Source organism: Mycobacterium sp. NGS39 (assembly GCF_059812765.1).
Genome location: NZ_JCALDH010000010.1, coordinates 69,713 through 88,385, shown reverse-complemented (window position 1 = coordinate 88,385; position 18,673 = coordinate 69,713). Strand labels below are relative to the sequence as shown.

General features: G+C 66.4%; 21 protein-coding genes. 12 read left to right on the top strand and 9 right to left on the bottom strand.

The genetic code is table 11. The features are described 5' to 3' along the window. Positions 1-4 precede the first annotated feature (4 nt). Positions 5-490 (bottom strand): DUF2834 domain-containing protein, encoded by a 486-nt coding sequence (locus AC5Y39_RS15425; RefSeq protein ID WP_500019064.1) that lies wholly within the window; start codon positions 488-490, stop codon positions 5-7. A 133-nt stretch (positions 491-623) separates the two neighbouring features. Then, complete coding sequence (locus tag AC5Y39_RS15420) at positions 624-1,793, bottom strand: pyridoxal phosphate-dependent aminotransferase (RefSeq protein WP_500019065.1); 1,170 nt, start codon at positions 1,791-1,793, stop codon at positions 624-626. A 160-nt stretch (positions 1,794-1,953) separates the two neighbouring features. Here AC5Y39_RS15420 and AC5Y39_RS15415 point away from each other — a divergent pair, with 160 nt between their 5' ends. From AC5Y39_RS15415 to AC5Y39_RS15380, 8 genes are all read left to right on the top strand, one after another. Then, on the top strand, positions 1,954-2,955 hold the full coding sequence (locus tag AC5Y39_RS15415) for an AAA family ATPase (RefSeq protein WP_500019066.1): 1,002 nt from the start codon (positions 1,954-1,956) through the stop codon (positions 2,953-2,955). Between the two features lie 6 nt (positions 2,956-2,961). Beyond that, positions 2,962-3,825, top strand: a complete 864-nt coding sequence (locus AC5Y39_RS15410; protein ID WP_500048255.1) for a DUF58 domain-containing protein — start codon at positions 2,962-2,964, stop codon at positions 3,823-3,825. After that, on the top strand, positions 3,815-4,288 hold the full coding sequence (locus AC5Y39_RS15405) for a hypothetical protein (protein WP_500019069.1): 474 nt from the start codon (positions 3,815-3,817) through the stop codon (positions 4,286-4,288). The genes AC5Y39_RS15410 and AC5Y39_RS15405 overlap by 11 nt, the downstream gene beginning before the upstream one ends. Beyond that, positions 4,279-5,289: a hypothetical protein gene (locus tag AC5Y39_RS15400; protein ID WP_500019070.1), complete on the top strand. Its 1,011-nt coding sequence runs from the start codon at positions 4,279-4,281 to the stop codon at positions 5,287-5,289. Before AC5Y39_RS15405 ends, AC5Y39_RS15400 begins: the two co-directional genes overlap by 10 nt. After that, on the top strand, positions 5,286-6,305 hold the full coding sequence (locus tag AC5Y39_RS15395) for a VWA domain-containing protein (RefSeq protein ID WP_500019072.1): 1,020 nt from the start codon (positions 5,286-5,288) through the stop codon (positions 6,303-6,305). The genes AC5Y39_RS15400 and AC5Y39_RS15395 overlap by 4 nt, the downstream gene beginning before the upstream one ends. After that, entirely contained in the window at positions 6,302-7,075 is a 774-nt protein-coding gene (locus AC5Y39_RS15390) for a hypothetical protein (RefSeq protein ID WP_500019074.1), read from the top strand. Before AC5Y39_RS15395 ends, AC5Y39_RS15390 begins: the two co-directional genes overlap by 4 nt. A gap of 147 nt (positions 7,076-7,222) precedes the next feature. After that, positions 7,223-8,434: an acetyl-CoA C-acetyltransferase gene (locus AC5Y39_RS15385; protein WP_500019076.1), complete on the top strand. Its 1,212-nt coding sequence runs from the start codon at positions 7,223-7,225 to the stop codon at positions 8,432-8,434. A gap of 4 nt (positions 8,435-8,438) precedes the next feature. Further along, positions 8,439-10,583, top strand: coding sequence for a 3-hydroxyacyl-CoA dehydrogenase NAD-binding domain-containing protein (locus AC5Y39_RS15380; RefSeq protein WP_500019078.1), 2,145 nt, complete (start codon positions 8,439-8,441; stop codon positions 10,581-10,583). 49 nt (positions 10,584-10,632) lie between these two features. Here the strand turns inward: AC5Y39_RS15380 and AC5Y39_RS15375 are convergent, their stop codons facing one another. Together AC5Y39_RS15375 and AC5Y39_RS15370 are read right to left on the bottom strand one after the other, a co-directional pair. Further along, positions 10,633-11,250, bottom strand: a complete 618-nt coding sequence (locus AC5Y39_RS15375; protein ID WP_500019080.1) for a TetR/AcrR family transcriptional regulator — start codon at positions 11,248-11,250, stop codon at positions 10,633-10,635. A gap of 6 nt (positions 11,251-11,256) precedes the next feature. Next, positions 11,257-11,649: an antibiotic biosynthesis monooxygenase gene (locus tag AC5Y39_RS15370; protein ID WP_500019082.1), complete on the bottom strand. Its 393-nt coding sequence runs from the start codon at positions 11,647-11,649 to the stop codon at positions 11,257-11,259. Positions 11,650-11,724: 75 nt separating this feature from the next. Here AC5Y39_RS15370 and AC5Y39_RS15365 point away from each other — a divergent pair, with 75 nt between their 5' ends. Further along, positions 11,725-12,345, top strand: a complete 621-nt coding sequence (locus tag AC5Y39_RS15365; protein WP_500019084.1) for an NADPH-dependent FMN reductase — start codon at positions 11,725-11,727, stop codon at positions 12,343-12,345. On the opposite strand, the gene AC5Y39_RS15360 is transcribed toward AC5Y39_RS15365, so the two are convergent. The 3 genes from AC5Y39_RS15360 to AC5Y39_RS15350 are packed head-to-tail and all read right to left on the bottom strand — an operon-like array spanning position 12,328 to position 13,480. After that, positions 12,328-12,897 (bottom strand): class I SAM-dependent methyltransferase, encoded by a 570-nt coding sequence (locus tag AC5Y39_RS15360; protein ID WP_500019086.1) that lies wholly within the window; start codon positions 12,895-12,897, stop codon positions 12,328-12,330. The two genes, AC5Y39_RS15365 and AC5Y39_RS15360, sit on opposite strands and share 18 nt — an antisense overlap. 1 nt (position 12,898) lies before the next feature. After that, on the bottom strand, positions 12,899-13,324 hold the full coding sequence (locus AC5Y39_RS15355; protein WP_500019088.1) for a pyridoxamine 5'-phosphate oxidase family protein: 426 nt from the start codon (positions 13,322-13,324) through the stop codon (positions 12,899-12,901). Between the two features lie 33 nt (positions 13,325-13,357). Continuing rightward, the gene (locus AC5Y39_RS15350) at positions 13,358-13,480 is read right to left on the bottom strand and encodes a hypothetical protein (RefSeq protein WP_499906759.1); all 123 of its coding nucleotides are present in this window, start codon (positions 13,478-13,480) and stop codon (positions 13,358-13,360) included. A 57-nt stretch (positions 13,481-13,537) separates the two neighbouring features. On the opposite strand from AC5Y39_RS15350, the gene AC5Y39_RS15345 reads away from it, so the two are divergent. After that, on the top strand, positions 13,538-14,524 hold the full coding sequence (locus AC5Y39_RS15345; protein WP_500019090.1) for an LLM class F420-dependent oxidoreductase: 987 nt from the start codon (positions 13,538-13,540) through the stop codon (positions 14,522-14,524). Here AC5Y39_RS15345 and AC5Y39_RS15340 read toward each other — a convergent pair. Next, positions 14,521-15,540, bottom strand: a complete 1,020-nt coding sequence (locus tag AC5Y39_RS15340) for an NADP-dependent oxidoreductase (RefSeq protein ID WP_500019092.1) — start codon at positions 15,538-15,540, stop codon at positions 14,521-14,523. The two genes, AC5Y39_RS15345 and AC5Y39_RS15340, sit on opposite strands and share 4 nt — an antisense overlap. 276 nt (positions 15,541-15,816) lie before the next feature. On the opposite strand from AC5Y39_RS15340, the gene AC5Y39_RS15335 reads away from it, so the two are divergent. Together AC5Y39_RS15335 and AC5Y39_RS15330 are read left to right on the top strand one after the other, a co-directional pair. Continuing rightward, complete coding sequence (locus AC5Y39_RS15335) at positions 15,817-16,296, top strand: hypothetical protein (protein ID WP_500019094.1); 480 nt, start codon at positions 15,817-15,819, stop codon at positions 16,294-16,296. Then, complete coding sequence (locus AC5Y39_RS15330) at positions 16,293-16,928, top strand: uracil-DNA glycosylase (RefSeq protein WP_500019096.1); 636 nt, start codon at positions 16,293-16,295, stop codon at positions 16,926-16,928. The genes AC5Y39_RS15335 and AC5Y39_RS15330 overlap by 4 nt, the downstream gene beginning before the upstream one ends. Positions 16,929-17,008: 80 nt before the next feature. On the opposite strand, the gene AC5Y39_RS15325 is transcribed toward AC5Y39_RS15330, so the two are convergent. Continuing rightward, on the bottom strand, positions 17,009-18,658 hold the full coding sequence (locus tag AC5Y39_RS15325; protein WP_499914036.1) for a DNA repair helicase XPB: 1,650 nt from the start codon (positions 18,656-18,658) through the stop codon (positions 17,009-17,011). Between the last annotated feature and the right edge of the window lie 15 nt (positions 18,659-18,673).

Genomic DNA, 18,673 nt, shown 5'->3' with positions numbered 1-18,673 from the left:
GCGATTACGTCTGCAGCGCGGCTTCGCGAACGGCGTTGGCGCGACGCTGCCGTTCCACCGTCGCGAGGTAGAACGCCCACGGGAAGGCCGAACTCAGGGTCCACACCAGCAGGAAATACAGCCAGGGATGTCGGATGCCGCGCCGTCGGCCGTCGACGATGGTGAACAACGGCAGCAGCACCACGCTCATGATCGTGTAGTCCTGGCTTGCATTGCTGGCGGCCGGGTTGACGTATCCGAGCCGGATGAAGTCGGCCAAGCTGCCCGGTCCCCAGAACGGATTGTGCACCGAACCCTGCGCGTACTCGTCGGTGAACCGGACGATGAAGTAGTAGCCCAGCACTGTCGCGGTGATGCCAGCGAGGTAGTAGATCGCCTCCAGCGCCGACACTTTGGGGGTGACCGACTGCTTGAAGATGTGCGGATTCAACCCGACGATCAGCGCGACGATGGCAACGCCGACGACCGCATGCACCACAACCGGAACCATGGTGCCGCAGTCTGCGCCGGCCCATAGCCCCATGTCAATGGTGACGAACTATCGGGCAATCGTCCGCCGACTGTGCGAATTCGCATACCCCCCTCGGCGTTTCGCCTACGAAATCGCACGCTCGAGGGGGCCGCTAGCTTCGGAGCACCGCCAGCCGGCGTAGCGCCTCGTCGAGGGTGTCGTCACGTTTGCAGAACGTGAAGCGCACCAGGTGGTTCCACGCTGCGGCGTGTTGCCCGTCGGGGTCGCAGAACGCCGACAACGGAATCGCGGCGACACCGGCCCGATGCGGCAGCTCGGCACAGAATGAGCTGCTGTCGGAGTAGCCGAGCGGACGCGGGTCGGCGCACAAGAAGTAAGTGCCGTTGCTGTGGTGCACCTCGAAGCCCAGCTCGGTCAGTCCCGCTGCGAGCCGATCTCGCCTGTCCTGCAGAGTTTTTCGTAGACCGAGCACCCAGTCCTGCTGGGTGTTGAGCGCAAGCGCGACCGCGGGCTGAAACGGGGCCCCGCCGACGTAGGAGAGGAACTGCTTGGCGGCGCGCACCCCGGCGATCAGGTCGGCGTGGCCGCATGCCCAGCCGATCTTCCAGCCGGTGCAGTTGAACATCTTCGCGGCGCTGGAAATGGTGACGGTGCGGTCGGCCATGCCGGGAAACGTCGCGAGCGGAACGTGGCGCGCATCGTCGAACACCAGATGTTCGTAGACCTCGTCGGTGATCACCAGCAGGTCGGCGTCCACCGCGACCTCCGCGATCGCGGACAGCTCCGCCTCGCTGAGCACGGTCCCGGTCGGGTTGTGCGGAGAGTTGACGATGATCGCCGACGTTGCGGGCGTCACCGCTGCTCGCAGCGCGTCGACGTCGAATGCGAAACCGCGGCCGTCGAAAACCAGCGGAACGGTCACACGCTGCGCCTGGGCCATCGCCAGCACGGGCGCGTACGAGTCGTAGTACGGCTCGATCAGGATCACCTCGGAGCCGGGCTCGACGAGGCCGAGCACCGCGGCGGCGATGGCCTCGGTCGCCCCGACCGTCACCAGCACCTCACTGTCGGGGTCGTAGCTGGTGCCGAACTTGCGCCGCCGGTCGGCGGCGATCGCCTCGCGCAGCGGCGCGATGCCCAGCCCGGGCGGGTACTGGTTGACCCCGTCGGCGATCGCCTGCCGGGCGGCCTCCAGCATCGCCGGCGGCCCGTCCTCGTCGGGAAAGCCCTGCCCCAGATTCACCGCGCCGATCCGCGCTGCCAGCGCCGACATTTCCGCGAACACCGTGGTGGCGAAGGGTGCCAACCGCGCGACCGTCATAGCCGCCTATCTTGCGCGCCTACAATGGCGACGGTCTCGCCGGGCGGCCTGCGCCCGGCCACATTTGCCGCCTCATCCACGGGGCACGGTTCAGCCAGCGAGCCTGCCCAGCAACGCCGCGCCACAGCGCGAGCCGACGATGACGACGAAACGGGAATCGATGACCGCCGCACGCCCGCAGCACAACAACGTTGGCATGGCAGACGCAAACCGCGTTGTCACTGCCTTGACCCGCGCGTTCGACGCGAAGATCGTCGGCCAGCACAATCTGCGGGAGTCGCTGCTGATCGGGCTTTTGGCCGGCGGACACATCCTGCTCGAAAGCGTGCCCGGCCTGGCCAAAACCACCGCCGCTCGAGTACTCGCCGAGTCGGTACACGGGGGATTTCAGCGTGTGCAGTGCACACCGGACTTGCTGCCCAGCGACATCGTCGGCACCCAGATCTACGAGGCAGAAACCCACACCTTCGCCACCCAGCTCGGGCCCGTGCACACCAACATCCTGCTGCTCGACGAGATCAACCGCTCCAGCGCCAAGACCCAGAGCGCGATGCTCGAAGCGATGGAGGAGCGGCAGACCACGATCGCTGGGACTGTCTATCCCATCCCGGAGCCGTTTCTGGTGATCGCCACCCAGAACCCGGTCGACCAGGAGGGCACGTATCCGCTGTCGGAGGCCCAGACCGACCGCTTCATGCTCAAGGAGGTGCTGCGCTACCCCTCTCCGCAGGAAGAGGTCGAGGTGATGACCCGCATCGACGCCGGCGTGTACGACAAGTCGCGCCGCGCGCAGCCGGTGGTCGACCTCGACGACGTACGCCGCTTGCAAGCCGTCGTGCGCAGGGTGCACATGGACCCGGTGCTGATGACCTACGCCAGCGAGCTCGTCGCGGTCACCCGCAACCCGGATGGGGTGCTACCCGCGCAGTTGGCACGGCTCATCGAGTACGGGGCCAGCCCACGGGCGACGATCGCGTTCTGCACGGCCGCGCGCGCACTGGCCGTGCTGTCCGGCCGCAACCATGTGCTGCCGGAGGACATCCAGCGACTGGCACACCGGGTGCTGCGTCATCGGCTGATCCTCGGCTTCGAGGCGGTCACCGCGAAGGTGACGGCCGACGACGTCGTCGACGCGGTGCTGCGCGCGGTGCGAGTGCCGTAGGGGACCGTGGGCAAGTACCTCAACTACGCCCGGCTGCACTTCGGCACCGACACCCGTGGACTGCTCGAAGGCGGCCGCTATGCGTTGCTGCACACCCGCACTCTCGAATTCGACGAGTTGCGGCCCTACGTGCCCGGTGACGACGTACGCGACATCGATTGGAAGGCGTCAGCGAGGTCCGGCACGGTACTGACCAAGCGATTCGTGTCGGAAAAACACCACAAGGTGCTGCTGGTGGCCGACGCGGGCCGCAACATGTCCGCACTGGCCCCCAGCGCAGAACCGAAGCGCGACATCGCCCTTGCCGTCATGGGGGCGGTCGGTCAGATCACGCTCGGCCGCCTCGACGAAATCAGCATGGTGTTCGGCGATGCCCGCGGCTACACCACCACCGGAAACGGCCGCGGCGAGACGCACATCGAAAGCCTGCTCGATCGGTTCTACCGGCACGCGTGCGGGCGGCCCGGCCGCAGTGACATCGTCACCCAACTGGCATACGTGGCCGCCGCTCACCGCCGCCGGTTGATGATCGTCGTCGTCTCCGACGAACCCGACGTCGACGATCGGTTATCGGACGTGCTTGCGCGGCTCGCGGGGCGCCACGACCTGATGTGGGCGATGGTCTCGGATATGCCTCCGCTGGCGGAGGCGGTCGACGCCTACGACGTGGCTGACGGCCAATACCTGGTCGGCGCCGCTGCCGCCGATCGTCGGCTGGTCTCGGCGTATCGGCGCACCGAGCAACAGCGCGCGCAGCGCCTCCACGAGCTGATGACGTCATATGCGATCCCCTACACCAAGATTCGCGGCACCGAGCAAATCCGCGCCAAAGTCGTCGACATGACCAGGAGGCTCGGCAGTGTCCGGTGATCTGCTGCGCTATCTCGGCGGGCCGGGACCGTACTCGTGGTGGTGGCTGCTGCTCGGGGTGCTGCTGGTGGTTGCCGTCGTCGCCTGGTGCACAGCCGTTGTGGTCTGGACGCTGCCTTCGTCGACGCTGCAGCGCATTCCGCTGATCCGCGACGTGCACTCCTACGTCATCCGGCGCCGGTTCAGCCGGACCATCAGCGGCGTGATCGACGCGCACGCGGCCGGAACGCTCGCGACACCACAGGCCGCCGCCACGCTGAGACGCACCCTGCGCAGCTTCCTGGCCCTGCGCATCGGCGACCACGTGCGCTATCTGCATGCGGGGCAGCTGGCGTCCAGTGATGTGGCCCCGGCCGCGCCGCTGATCTCGGCGCTCGACGATGCGCAGTTCAACACCGCGAGCACGGTCGACGTCCGAGACGTCGGGCGCCGCGCTGAGGAGTTGATCCAGTCGTGGAGCTGAAGTGGTGGGCGGTCGCGGTCGTCGGGCTCGTCGGGCTGGGTGCGGTTGTCGCGTTCGCGATTACGCAGCGGCCGGCCTTGCAGCGCAACGGGTTACGGGCCCTCGCGCATCTCGACCGGGTGACGCGGCTGCCGGAGTATGCCCGCGTGGTGCGCCGCCAGCTGTGGTCGGTGCTGACCGCGGTGCTGTTGCTGACCGGCGTGTTCGCTGCGGCTGTGCTGGCCGGGTCGCGCCCGCTCGCACCCGAGGAATCCGCGGCGAGCGACGTCATGGTCTGTGTCGGCGCGCCCGTGACGGATCCGGCAACCGCCGGGCTGCTCAACTACTTCGCGCACCGCACATCGCGATTCGACGACGATCGGATCGGTCTCACCTCGTCGAGCCTGCGGGTCGTACCGCTGACCCGCGACTACCGATACGCCGCAGACACCTTCTCGCGCTACGCCAGGCTCGCCGCATTGCAGCGGCAGGGTCAGCTCTCGCCCGCGCAGACTCTCGAATTACGTTCCCGCACAGCTGAATTCGATGCGCCAATGCAGTACGTCGACTATGCGCGCAGCGTCGAGGACGTGCTTGCGTTGTGTCTGGCGGGTTTCCCCCCGTCCGGGGCATCGCCGCAGCGCTCGCTGATCTTCCTCGGCGACAACGGCATTCGCGACGCCGATGAGCAACGGCCAGCACTGTTTCGGTCCGACCAGATCGCGCAGATGGCGCGGCAGGCTGGAGTTCGGGTCAGCGTGCTCGCGCCAACCGCCGACGTCGACAGCCTGCGATCGGTGGCCGCCGCCACCGGCGGCACGTTCGACACCTACAGCGCCGCCGGCGCCGAGGCCGATCTGGCCGGGGGGACCAATCCGGAGTTGACCCGGGTGCTCGACCGCATCACCGAGCGTCCTGGGATCGGTGCAACGCACATGACTGACAGGCCAGACGCGGCCTTGATCGCCGCCGTGGTGTTGGCCGCGCTGCTGTGCGGCTCGCTGGCGGTGTCGCAGAGATGAAATTCGAGCCGGTGCTGCCCGCCGTGGTGTTGGTGGTGTGCGCAATCGTGATCGTGGCGGTCCGCCTCATCTCCGTGCGGCACGCGCTACGGCGAGGTGGCCGTGACCATCTGGTCGCTGTGCTGCTGCGCTGGAGCGGGCTGACCTTGGCCATGCTGCTGCTGGTTCTCGCCGCCGCGCGCCCAGTCGTCGGGGGTGGTGCACCTCAAAGCTCGTCGGCCGACACCGCACCCAACGTGTTCTTCGTGGTCGACCGATCTGCCGCGTCGAGAATCGAGGACTACGGCGAGGGCGCCGCGCGTATGGCGGGCATCCGCCGGGACATGAGCGAACTCGTCGAGCGGTATCCAGGCGCACGGTTCGCGATTATTTCATTCGCCGCAGACTCAGATCTCGATTGGCCGCTGTCGCAAGACATTTGGAGTCTCAAACCCAAGATTGCCGCATTGTCGTCGTACCCGTCGACGTCACTGGAGGCGCTCTACGACGCGAATGCGGCTGCGGGCAGCGGGATTCTGCGCTACGAGCTCGAGCAGTCCGCCCGGCAGTTCCCAGGCGCGCCGAACGTGGTGTTCTACTTCGGTTCAGGCGCCGCCGGTTCGCGTGCACCGCAGGGCCGTTTCGACATCGGATCGGCTCCCCTCGCCGGCGGCGCAGTGCTGGGTTACGGCACACCGGACGGCGGCCCTGTGCCCAGTGAAATTGTCGGTGGCACTGTGACGTACCTGAGTGAGTCGCCCGGCGGCGCCCCGCTGCGATTCGGCATCGACGAGGCCCGTCTGACGTCGATCGCCCGACAACTCGGCGTGCCCTACATTCACCGCGACAGCGGCCAGAGCCTCACGACGGCGCTGTCGTCGGTCCCGCGGGCGAATGTGAGCGCGGCATCCTCCGAGCGCGTCGAATTGTATTGGCCCCTTTCGCTGATGGCAGCGGCTCTGATCCTGTGCGAAATCTACCTGACAATCCGGCACTACCGCCGCAGTCGCGTCGTGCGCGTGGAGGTCGACCAGTGACCGCACTGCCCGGGCCGTCGCGGTTACGGCTGCGCCGTCGGCTGCTGGCCTACTCGGCGCCGGTGCTCCTCGTTGCGATATGCGTTGCCGTCAAGCTGATCTCGGTGGTGCTAGCCGGCCACGCTGCGACCGCAGACCTGGCCCGCAGTGACCCCGATGGGCTGCGCCACCACCTCGAGATTGCCCAATTCGTGAACATCGTCGAGCCGGACCGGGCGGCATTCTGGGCGGCCGATTCCGCAGCGCTGAACGGCAACCTGCAAGAGGCCGACGCGCGATTGAGTGCAATCTTGGCCACCACCCCGGCCGGCCGGTCCTGTCCGGTGCGCGTCGACCTGGAGTTGGTGCGCGAAACTCACGGCGACACCGCGGCCCGCGACGGCAACGCTGCGGTGGCCGAACACCGGTACCGCGACGCGCTCGCGGCGGTGGACGCTGCCCCCGTCGGCTGCTTCGCTGGAAACTCCGACCCTGACCCCACACGCCGCGCGATCCGCGACGCCGCCGCCGCCCGGCTCCTCGGCAAGATCAACGCGCTGCGCGCTGCACCATCACCCACTCCGCCGCCGTCCCCGGTAGACGCGCCACCTGTGCCTCCGCCTCCACCGCCTCCGCCCGCGGCTGCGTCAGGCGCATCGGGCGGCATCGATCCCGACTGGCTTCCGGGGCAAGGCCAGCCACCGGTGTTGCGCCTGGAGCCGGGCCGCGGCGATCCGCTCGATCGCCTGCAAGACGCCTTGCGCGACTCCGACGCTGGCGCGCGCGGCTAGCCGCGCTCGGTCTCAGTTGTGGCTGCTCAGTGGCCCAACCAACAGGTTGGTTTGCGCCGCTGATAGGCTGCGGTGTCAGAGGTCTACGCTCTTGGGAGCCGGCCTGCTCGATGTGCCGCCCTCACTACATCTGAAGAGGAATCAGTCATGTCCGAAGAAGCCTTCATCTACGAGGCCATCCGCACCCCCCGTGGCAAGCAGAAGAACGGATCGCTGCACGAGGTCAAGCCGATCAACCTGGTCACCGGCCTGATCGACGAGCTGCGCCGGCGCTACCCAGACCTGGACGAGACGCTGATCAGCGACGTCATCCTCGGCGTCGTCTCCCCGGTGGGTGACCAGGGCGGTGACATCGCCCGCACTGCAGTGCTGGCCGCGGGACTGCCCGACACCACCGGCGGCGTGCAGCTCAACCGGTTCTGTGCCTCTGGTTTGGAAGCGGTCAACACCGCCGCGCAGAAGGTGCGCTCCGGCTGGGACGACCTGGTACTGGCCGGCGGCGTCGAGTCGATGAGCCGGGTGCCGATGGGCTCCGACGGCGGGGCCTGGGCCACCGACCCAGAGACCAACTACCGGATCGGCTTCGTGCCGCAGGGCATCGGCGCGGACCTCATCGCGACGATCGAGGGCTTTTCGCGCGAGGACGTCGACGCGTACGCGCTGCGGTCGCAGCAGAAGGCGGCTGCGGCCTGGTCCGGCGGCTACTTCGAGAAGTCCGTGGTGCCGGTGCGGGACCAGAACGGCCTGGTGATCCTCGATCACGACGAGCACATGCGGCCGGACACCACGATGGAAGGGCTGGCCAAGCTGAAGACGGCGTTCGACGGGATCGGCTCGATGGGCGGGTTCGACGACGTGGCGCTGCAGAAGTACCACTGGGTCGAGAAGATCAACCACGTTCACACCGGCGGCAACAGCTCCGGGATCGTCGACGGCGCGGCGCTGGTGCTCGTCGGCAGCGAAAAGGCTGGTACGTCACAGGGATTGACGCCTCGGGCGCGCATCGTGGCCACGGCCACCAGCGGCTCCGACCCGGTGATCATGCTCACCGGTCCTACTCCGGCCACCCGCAAGGTGCTCGACCGCGCCGGGCTGACCGTCGACGACATCGACCTGTTCGAGCTCAACGAGGCGTTCGCGTCGGTGGTGCTGAAGTTCCAGAAGGACCTCGACATTCCCGACGAGAAGCTCAACGTCAACGGCGGCGCGATCGCGATGGGCCACCCACTCGGGGCCACCGGCGCGATGATCACCGGCACCATGGTCGACGAACTGGAGCGCCGCGGTGCACGCCGCGCGCTGATCACGCTGTGCGTCGGCGGCGGCATGGGCGTGGCCACCATCATCGAAAGGGTTTAAGAGCATGGCAGAGAACACGATTCAGTGGGACAAAGACGACGACGGGATCGTCACGCTGACGCTCGACGACCCCACCGGCTCGGCCAACGTGATGAACGAGCACTACAAGGAGTCGATGCACAAGGCCGTCGAACGCCTTGTCGCAGAGAAGGATTCGATCACCGGCGTGGTGATCACCAGCGGCAAGAAGACCTTCTTCGCCGGCGGCGACCTCAAGCACATGATTCAGGCGGGCCCCGAGAACGCCGGCGAGATCTTCACCGAGGTCGAGGACATCAAACGCGATCTGCGCACGCTGGAGACCCTGGGCAAGCCGGTCGTCGCGGCCATCAACGGAGCTGCGCTCGGCGGCGGTCTGGAGATCGCGCTGGCGTGTCATCACCGCATCGCCGCCGACGTCAAGGGATTGGTGGTCGGCTTCCCGGAGGTGACGTTGGGCTTGCTGCCAGGAGGCGGCGGGGTTACGCGCTCCGTGCGGATGTTCGGCATCCAAAAGGCGTTCATGGAGGTGCTGTCACAGGGCACCCGGTTCAAGCCGGATAAGGCCAAAGAGATCGGGCTGATCGACGAGATCGTCGGCTCCGTCGACGAATTGGTGCCTGCCGCCAAGGCTTGGATCAAAGCCAATCCCGATGCGCACACGCAGCCGTGGGACCAAAAGGGCTACAAGATGCCCGGCGGCACACCGTCGTCGCCGGCGTTGGCGTCCATCCTGCCGTCGTTCCCCGCGCTGTTGAAGAAGCAACTCAAGGGCGCGCCGATGCCGGCGCCGCGGGCGATCCTCGATGCTGCTGTCGAAGGCGCACAGGTGGATTTCGACACCGCCAGCCGCATCGAGAGCCGCTACTTCACGTCGCTGGTGACCGGGCAGATCGCCAAGAACATGATCCAGGCGTTCTTCTTCGATCTGCAGACCATCAACTCGGGTGGCTCGCGGCCCGAAGGCATCCCGCAGAGCAAGCCGAAGAAGATCGGCGTGCTGGGTGCCGGGATGATGGGCGCCGGAATCGCTTATGTCTCAGCGAAAGCCGGCTTCGACGTGGTGCTCAAGGACGTCAGCCTGGAAGCCGCGCAGAAGGGCAAGGGCTACTCCGAAAAGCTGGAAGCCAAGGCGCTGCAACGGGGTAAGACCACCGAGGAGAAGAGCAAGGCGCTGCTGGACCGGATCACGCCGACTGGCGACGTCGCCGACCTCGCCGGCGTGGACTTCGTCATCGAGGCGGTGTTCGAGAACCAGGAGCTCAAGCACAAGGTGTTCCAGGAAATCGAGGACGTCGTCGAGCCGAACGCGCTACTGGGGTCCAACACCTCGACGCTGCCGATCACCGGCCTGGCAACCGGAGTCAAGCGCCAAGAGGACTTCATCGGCATCCACTTCTTCTCACCCGTCGACAAGATGCCGCTGGTCGAAATCATCAGGGGCGAGAAGACTTCTGACGAGGCACTGGCCCGGGTGTTCGACTACACGCTGGCCATCGGCAAGACCCCGATCGTGGTCAACGACAGCCGCGGCTTCTACACCAGCCGGGTGATCGGCACGTTCGTCAACGAGGCGCTGGCGATGCTGGGGGAGGGCGTGGAACCGGCTTCGATCGAACATGCCGGTTCGCAGGCCGGTTATCCGGCGCCGCCGCTGCAGCTGTCCGACGAACTCAACCTCGAGCTGATGCAGAAGATCGCGACCGAGACCCGCAAGGGCGTGGAGGCGGCCGGCGGCACCTACGAGCCGCACCCAGCCGAGGCCGTCGTCAACAAGATGATCGAGATCGGCCGGCCGAGTCGGTTGAAGGGCGCCGGGTTCTACGAGTACGCCGACGGCAAGCGGGTCGGGCTGTGGCCGGGCTTGCGCGAGACGTTCAACTCCGGGTCGTCGAAACCGCCGCTGCAGGACATGATCGACCGGATGCTGTTCGCCGAGGCACTCGAGACGCAGAAGTGTCTGGATGAAGGTGTGATCACCTCGACCGCTGATGCGAACATCGGCTCGATTATGGGCATCGGGTTCCCGCCGTGGACCGGCGGCACCGCGCAGTTCATCGTCGGCTACGAGGGTCCGGCCGGCCGCGGCAAGGAAGCGTTCGTCGCACGGGCACGCGAGCTCGCGGCCAAGTACGGCGACCGCTTCACTCCGCCAGCCTCCCTCAGCTGAGCGATTTCGGTGCGATTCGCGGCGCTCAGCGCCTGGAATCGCACCGAAATCACACGCCGTAGCCGTGGAGGAAGGTTCGCACGCCGGCGCGCACTGCGCGCTGCCGGGCCCGGTTGGACAGCGGGGGTCCCGGGCGGTCGACCACTCCTGCGGTGAGCGCGACAAGCTGGTGTGCGGCGAGGAGTTCCGCGTGCTTGCCGGGTGGGATGTCCAGCATGCCCGCCCGGGCGATGCGGCGCAGATGCACACCGATTTCGGCGCGCACGCGTTCCGGACCGGCGCGCTGCCATGCCTCGATGGTGTCGTCGGGAATGTGGGCAATGTCCGCGAGGACTTGCCGCACCAACGCGAAATGGGTTGCGGTCGCGGGGTCGGGCGCTGACCATGCCATGCCGAACTCGACCAGGTCCTCCTCGAGATCGACGATGCGGGCGAGATGACGGCGCACGATCTCGATCTGATGGTTGGCGGTGCGTTCAGCGCTGTCGATGATCACCGCGCGGAACAGGGCGGCCTTGTCGTCGAAGTGGTTGTAGATGGTTCTGGTCGATACCCGTGCCGAGTCCGCAATAGCCTCGATGCTGGCGCGGCTGTAGCCGTCACGCGCGAACACCCGCAGCGCGCCGTCCAAGAGAGCACGCTGTTTGTCGGGTCGTGGCGACGGCATCGGCGCTCAGCGGTCCGGTGTCACGGTGCGCACCGCCTTGAAGGCGGTCACGCGCTCTAACGACGCACCGCCTTGCGCGAGCACGCGGGCCGCTGGTTCGTCGACACTGCGGCGCTGCAACCAGTTCGGGTCCTCGCCGGGACTCGCCGGCGGTGACTGTTGGTCGGGGCTCTGGGTGGCCATGCGCCATTGTTGCTCTGATGCCCAGCGCGCGACGTTCACCAGGCGCTTGCCGTCGGTGCTGACCAGAAGCGTCGCCGAAAGGTATCCGTCGCGCTCCGCGAAAGTTTCGGCGATGGTGTCGGCCAGGTCGTTGGCCAGCTTTTCGGCGTTTGGCGGGTCGGCGAGGTCGAACTCCACCAACACGGTCACCTCGCCGTCGGTAGCCGGCGTCGACATGTGTCCTCCTCGAAAAGTCGAAGTACAATAGTCATTGTAATAGCTACAACCGATGTTGTAAGGAGGACGATCCTGATGTCCGCCGAGACAGCCGCTCCGCTGCGCCTGGCGATCGTGGTCGGCAGCACGCGTCCGCGCCGACGTGCCGCAATGGTGGCGGACTGGGTTATGCATTGTGCGCGTGCGCATTTCGAAGGACGGCCGGTCGAGGTCGAGCTGGTCGACATCGCCGACGCCGGGCTGCCGCTGCTCGACGAACCGGTGCCGGCGGCGATCGGCAGCTACAGCGCCGAGCACACCCGCCGTTGGGCCGACACCATCGGATCCTTCGACGGGTTCGTGTTCGTGGTCCCCGAATACAACCACTCGATGCCCGCGGCGGTGAAGAACGCCATCGACTACCTGTTCGCCGAGTGGAACGACAAAGCCGCCGGCTTCGTGAGCTACGGAATCGACGGCGGCACAAGGGCCGTCGAGCACCTGCGGCTCACACTGGCCGAAGTCAAGGTCGCGTGTGTGCGCAGCCAGGTGTCGCTGGGGCTCTTCACCGACTTCGAGCTCGACGACGTCACGCAGCCCGGGCGGTTCACCCCTGCGGAGCATCGAGAGTCGGTGCTGCACCGCATGCTCGACGAAGTCGCGGCTTGGGCTCAGGCGTTGCGTGAACTGCGGAAGAACTCAGCGGCGCTGAAGTAGGTAGAAGCGCAGGTTCTTCGCCCACGATTCGTCGCCGGTCCGCACCAGCGTCCAGTCGTCGGCGAAGCGTCGTTCGATTTCGTTCTGTGCGATGCCCGGGACCGCGAACGAGCCGCCCGGAGTGAACTCGATGAGCAGCAGGCGTGCCTGCGCAGCTGCCACTGCCGTGATTTCACGGACGTAGCTGTCACGGTCGGCGTCGCTCATGCCGTGCAAGCAGCCGTTGTCGACGATCAAGTCGAATCTGGTGCCCAGGTTTTCGTCCGACAATTGGGTCGCGTCGGCGTGGCGGATGTCGACGGTCACGTTGCGCTGACGGGCTTTTGCGCGAGCAGTCTCGACGGCCTTGGGAACGAAATCGATTGCGGTGACCCGCCATCCGTGTTCGGCGAGATAGATCGCGGTGTCGCCGGTACCGCAGCCGACATCGAGGGCAGAGCCGGGTGCAAGTTCAGCGACCAGCTGCTGCAGGCTGCTTGCAATCGGGTGGCCGTCCCACGGCGTGAAGCCGAGCCGATAGAAGATCCGGAAGAGAGTGTGCCGCGAGCTCACGTCACGCCTGACCCAGATCCGCGGAGAGCCAGTGCTGCGGTTTGAGATAGATCGCCACACTGTCACCGTGCTCGCGGCGGGCGAACTCGAGATAGGGCTCGACCTTCTCGGGCGCCAGATAGCGCTTGGTCATCTCGACGAGCTGCTCGTCGGTGCCGGGCTCGATTCGGCTGACCGGACCGTCGACCGCCACGTACCGGACGGTGGGCTCCAGCCGCTCGACCATCAGCGAGAAGAACCCTGCCGCCTCGATCAGCCGGTGCTTGCGCGAGCCCGCGCCCGTCAGTACCCACGGTTCGCCGCCCGGCGTGTACTGGTACCAGATCGGCACTGTGAGCGGTCCGCGATCAGCGCCATTGCTCACCGATAAGGCCGCGATGTGCGGCTGGGCCAGGAATTCTTCACGTTCTTGCTTCGACAGTGCCATACGAAACAGGCTAGTCGCGGCCACTTACCGGACTCACTCATCAGGTGGCTTGCTGCGCGGCGGCCTGTTCAACCAATCCCGCAGGCGGAAAAGCTCTTCGATTACCAACCCCACTGCGAGCAGGGCCACGATTACGACGATCACGATGGTCAGCATGGGTTTCGCCTTCGACATCTAGGTATACCCGCCTGTGGGCACCTAGAGTCTGCAGATATGCATTTTGGGCTGTTCATCCCGCAGGGCTGGCGTCTGGATCTGGTCGGCATTCCGCCCGAGCAGCATTGGGAGGTGATGGCAGGCCTCGCGCGCTATGCCGACGAGGGGGCGTGGGACTCGTTGTGGGTGTACGACCACTTCCACACCGTGCCGGTGCCGACGGCCGAGGCCACCCATGAGGCGTGGAGCCTGATGGCCGCGTACGCGGCGTCGACGTCGCGGATCAAGCTCGGCCAGATGTGCACGGCGATGAGTTACCGCAACCCCGTCTACCTGGCGAAGGTGGCCGCAACCGTCGACGTCATCTCCGGTGGCCGCGTGCAGATGGGCATCGGCGCCGGATGGTACGAACACGAGTGGCGCGCTTACGGCTACGGGTTTCCGTCAGTCGGTGTGCGACTGGCCCGGCTCGACGAGGGTGTGCAAATCATGCGCGACGCATGGCGCGACGGCGTCGTGACGTTCTCCGGCAAGCACTATCAGGCCGACGGAGCGATCGTGCAGCCGAAGCCTCTGCAGCCCAACGGTATTCCGCTGTGGATCGCCGGCGGGGGAGAGCAGAAGACCCTGCGGATCGCGGCCAAGTATGCGCAGTACACCAACTACACGCCCGAGCCGGATGCGTTCAAGCGTAAGTCGGAGATCCTCGCCCAGCACTGCCGCGATGTCGGCACGGACTTCGACGCGATCGTGCGCTCGGCGAATTTCACAGGCGTACTTGGTGATTCGGAGGCGGACGTCAAAGATCGCATGAACCGGATCCGCGATCGCTTGGTTGCGCACGTCGGTGAGCAAGCGACCGACGCGATGCTTGCCGCGACGGGCACCGATGCCGCGACCGGAACACCCGAGCAGGTCATCGAGAAGCTGCGGTCCATCCGCGATCTCGGATGCGAGTATGCGATCGTGTACTTCCCCGAAGCGGCCTACGACCGCTCAGGCATCGAACTGTTCGAACGTGAGGTGATTCCGGCGCTGAGTTAGACCGTCGCCGGCTCGCTGACCTTGACCAGCGTCTTGCCGATGTTGGCGCCGATGAACAGTCCGTTGAGCGCGTCGACGCACGACTCGATGCCGTCGAAGATGGTCTGGCGGTGGACAAGTCGGCCCTCGTGCTCCCATCGGCGAAGCGCGGCGAACGCTTCGTCGAAGCGACCCCATTCGTCGAGCGCGTTGAACCCTTGCATCAGTGCGGTCTTGGCGAGCAGGTTGACGTAGTTGGCCGGGCCTGGGTGCTCACCGGTGAGGTAGCTGGAGATGACACCGCAGAGAACCACCCTCGCTTTGTGCGCGAGCCGGCCGAGCACCGCGTCGAGGATCGGGCCGCCCACGTTGTCGAAGTACACGTTCACCCCGCGCGGGCAGTGTTGCTTGAGCGCGGCGGGCACGTCGTCGTGCTTGTAGTCGATGCAGGCGTCGAAGCCGAAGTCGTCGACGACGGCCTGGCACTTGTGCGGTCCGCCGGCGATGCCGACCACCCGGGCGCCGGCGATCTTGGCGATCTGGCCCGCGATGGACCCGGTGGCGCCTGCGGCAGCCGAGACGACGACGGTTTCACCGGCTTGCGGCCGGCCGATGTCGGTCATGCCGAAGTAGGCGGTAGCGCCAGTCGGGCCGTACACCGACATGATCGCGAGCTGGTCGGTTTCGCCGGGGATCGGGGTGGTGAAGATGTCGTCGCGGATGAGCACGTACTCCTGGAAGCCGGTGAGCGTGGTGACGATGTCGCCGACCTGGTATGCCGGGCACCGGGACGTGACGACCTCACCGATGCCGGCTGCCCGGATGACCTCGCCCAGCTGCACTGGCGGCAGATAGCCCGGTTGGTCGTTGAGCCATGTTCGGACGGCGGCGTCGATGCCGACGTAGGTGGTGCGGACCAGCGCCTCACCGTCGGCGGGCTCGGGCGCCGGGACCGTGACGAGTTCGGTGTCATCGGGCTGCACCAGTCCCGTCGGGCGGCGGCGCAGGACGATCTGGCGGTTCATCAGGTCAGCCACGAGGGTGAACCTACACGGGCTGCGCTAGCACAGAGCTTGACAAACCGCGGTCATTGAAAGGTTCTGATTGACAAGCCCTTCCGCCTGCCGATGAATTCAAAGACCGCCAGTGGACGCGATCGCAGTCCGAATACGGGTTCGAGTCGGTCGCGGGGCTTGAAGTCGATGGAAACCGCAATGCAAGCGACAACGAGTCGGTCCGTCAGCGCACAATGTCGAAAACCAACGCGGGCCGACGTCTGCCGACTGCCGATGCGCCCGCTGAACGGAGGAAAAATGACGGCCGCCGTCAAGTTGGGCACCCAGGCAATAGGCGCAGCCGGTGAGCTGCTGGTGCAATACCAACTACTCAAGCAGGGCATCGACAGTGCCCGACTCACCACCGACTCAGGCATCGACCTGGTGATGTACGTGCCCGGCCACCAATCGGCAGCCACGATCCAGGTCAAGACGAATCAGGCAGCAAAGCCCGCTGGTGGCACGGGCAAGTTGCTGCTCAGTTGGTCGTTTCCCGATGACTGCAAGGCGCAGTGGCTCGCGTGCGTCGACATGTCCACCGACAGCGTGTGGATGTTCCCAATCGACCAGGCGCGCGAGCTGGCTCAGCAGAAGCACGCCGACGGCACGCGATTGTTGTACTTCTACGCCGATGAGTCGGTCGGACCGAAATCACGTCGTGTCAGCGACATGACCCGGCACCGGCTAGAGCCCGTCATCGCCACGCTGCTCGGTGGTGAGCTTCGGCAACTGCCGTGACGCCCCGCAGCTATGACCATCGGCAGCGGCAGAAGATTGCCCTCGACCGCAGAATCAAGGCGTGCCGCAAGTGCGTTCACCCCGATCGCCTGAATATCCCCGAAGTGACCGAATCCGCACCCGGCTTCGGCTCGATCGACTCGCCGGTGGTGATCGTCGGCGAGGCCCTATGCCGTGCGTGCATGAAAACACAGGAGCCCTTCTACGGTGGTAGTGGCGCCGTCCTCGACCGGTGTTTCAAGCGGGCCCACGTCGACAAGACCGACCTCTTCATCACCAACTCGATCCACTGCCACCCGCCCGGTGATCGAGACCCGCTACCCCACGAGAGCGAGAACTGCCTGCCCTGGCTGCGTGCTGAGCTTCGGATCGTTCAGCCGCGCCTCGTCATCGGAGTCGGCAGGTTCGCCAAGGCATCGTTGTTGCGCCTCTACCCCCAGGCGCGGCAGCTGGATTGGCCGTTTCGGGTCCCGCGGACCCGCCGCTCCGACCCGCCCGACGTGCCCTATCTGCTGTTTCCTCCACATCCGTACTGGATCATGACCCGGTCTGCGGCCATTCGCGAGCAATACGAACGGAGACTGGCCCGGGCTTTGACATGGGCCTTTGCTACTTACAGCGGCGAGCAGTGAGACCGGCAGCGCACCACAACCACGTCACGAACCATCGGCCGGCTCATGCGCGAAGTAGCTTGGCTTTGTCGCGCGAACCCTCAGATGGCCGGGCCCAGCAGGTCGTCGGCGTCCTTGATCACATATCCGTAGCCTTGCTCGGCCAGGAACCGCTGCCGGTGTGCGGCGTATTCGGCGTCGAGGCTGTCGCGGGCCACCACCGAGTAGAAGTAGGCGCCGCCACCGCCGGCCTTCGGCCGCAGCAGCCGGCCCAGTCGCTGCGCCTCCTCCTGCCGTGACCCGAACGTGCCCGAAACCTGAACGGCCACAGAAGCTTCCGGTAAATCGATGGAGAAGTTCGCCACCTTCGACACCACCAGCGTCGACACCTCGCCGTTGCGGAACGCGTCGAACAGGGCCTCGCGTTCGGCGGTCTTGGTGGAGCCCTGAATCACCGGCGCGTCGAGTTCTGCGCCCAGCTCCTCGAGCTGATCGAGGTATGCCCCTATCACCAGCCGCTGGTCGTCGGGGTGCTTGTCGAGGATCGACTTGACCACCGCGATCTTCGAATGCGCCGTGGAGCACAGCCGGTAGCGTTCCTCGGGTTCTGCGGTGGCGTAGAGCATCCGCTCGTTGTCGGTGAGCGTGACCCGTACCTCGATGCACTCTGCCGGAGCGATCCAGCCTTGCGCCTCAATGTCTTTCCACGGCGCGTCGTAGCGCTTCGGCCCGATGAGCGAGAACACGTCGCCCTCGCGGCCGTCCTCGCGGATCAGCGTCGCAGTCAGGCCCAGGCGGCGCCGTGACTGAAGATCTGCCGTCATCCGGAACACCGGCGCAGGCAGCAGATGCACCTCGTCGTAGATGATCAAGCCCCAGTCGCGGCTGTCGAACAGCTCCAGGTGCCGGTAGGCGCCCTTCGACCGGCGCGTCATCACCTGATACGTCGCGATCGTGACGGGCCGAATCTCCTTGCGCTCGCCCGAATACTCGCCGATCTCCTCTTCGGTCAACGACGTGCGGGCGATCAGCTCGCGCTTCCACTGCCGGCCCGCCACGGTGTTGGTCACCAGGATCAGCGTGGTGGCACCGGCCTTGGCCATCGCGGCCGCGCCGACCAGTGTCTTGCCGGCGCCGCACGGCAGCACGACCACGCCCGAGCCGCCGGCCCAAAACGACTCGGCGGCCATCTCCTGGTAGTCGCGCAGATGCCAGCCCTCCTGGCGCAGGCTGATCGGGTGCGCCTCGCCGTCCACGTAGCCCGCGAGGTCCTCGGCGGGCCAGCCGATCTTGAGCAGCATCTGCTTGATGTGGCCCCGTTCGCTGGGGTGCACGATCACCGTGTCGTCGTCGATACGCGCGCCCAGCATTGGCTGAATCTTCTTGTGCCGCAACACCTCCGCCATCACCGCGCGATCCAGGCTGACCAGTGTCAGCCCGTGCGCGGGATGCTTCACCAGCTGCAGCCGCCCGTAGCGCGACATGGTGTCGACGACGTCGACCAACAACGCCTGCGGCACCGCATACCGCGAATAGCTGACCAGCGCGTCGACCACCTGCTCGGCGTCGTGGCCTGCGGCACGGGCATTCCACAGCGCCAGCGGCGTGATTCGATAGGTGTGCACATGCTCGGGCGCGCGTTCGAGCTCGGCGAACGGCGCGATCGCCGCGCGCGCCTCGTTGGCGAGTTCGTGGTCGACTTCCAGCAGCACCGTCTTGTCGGACTGTACGATCAGGGGCCCGTCGGTCATTTCACCTATTATCCG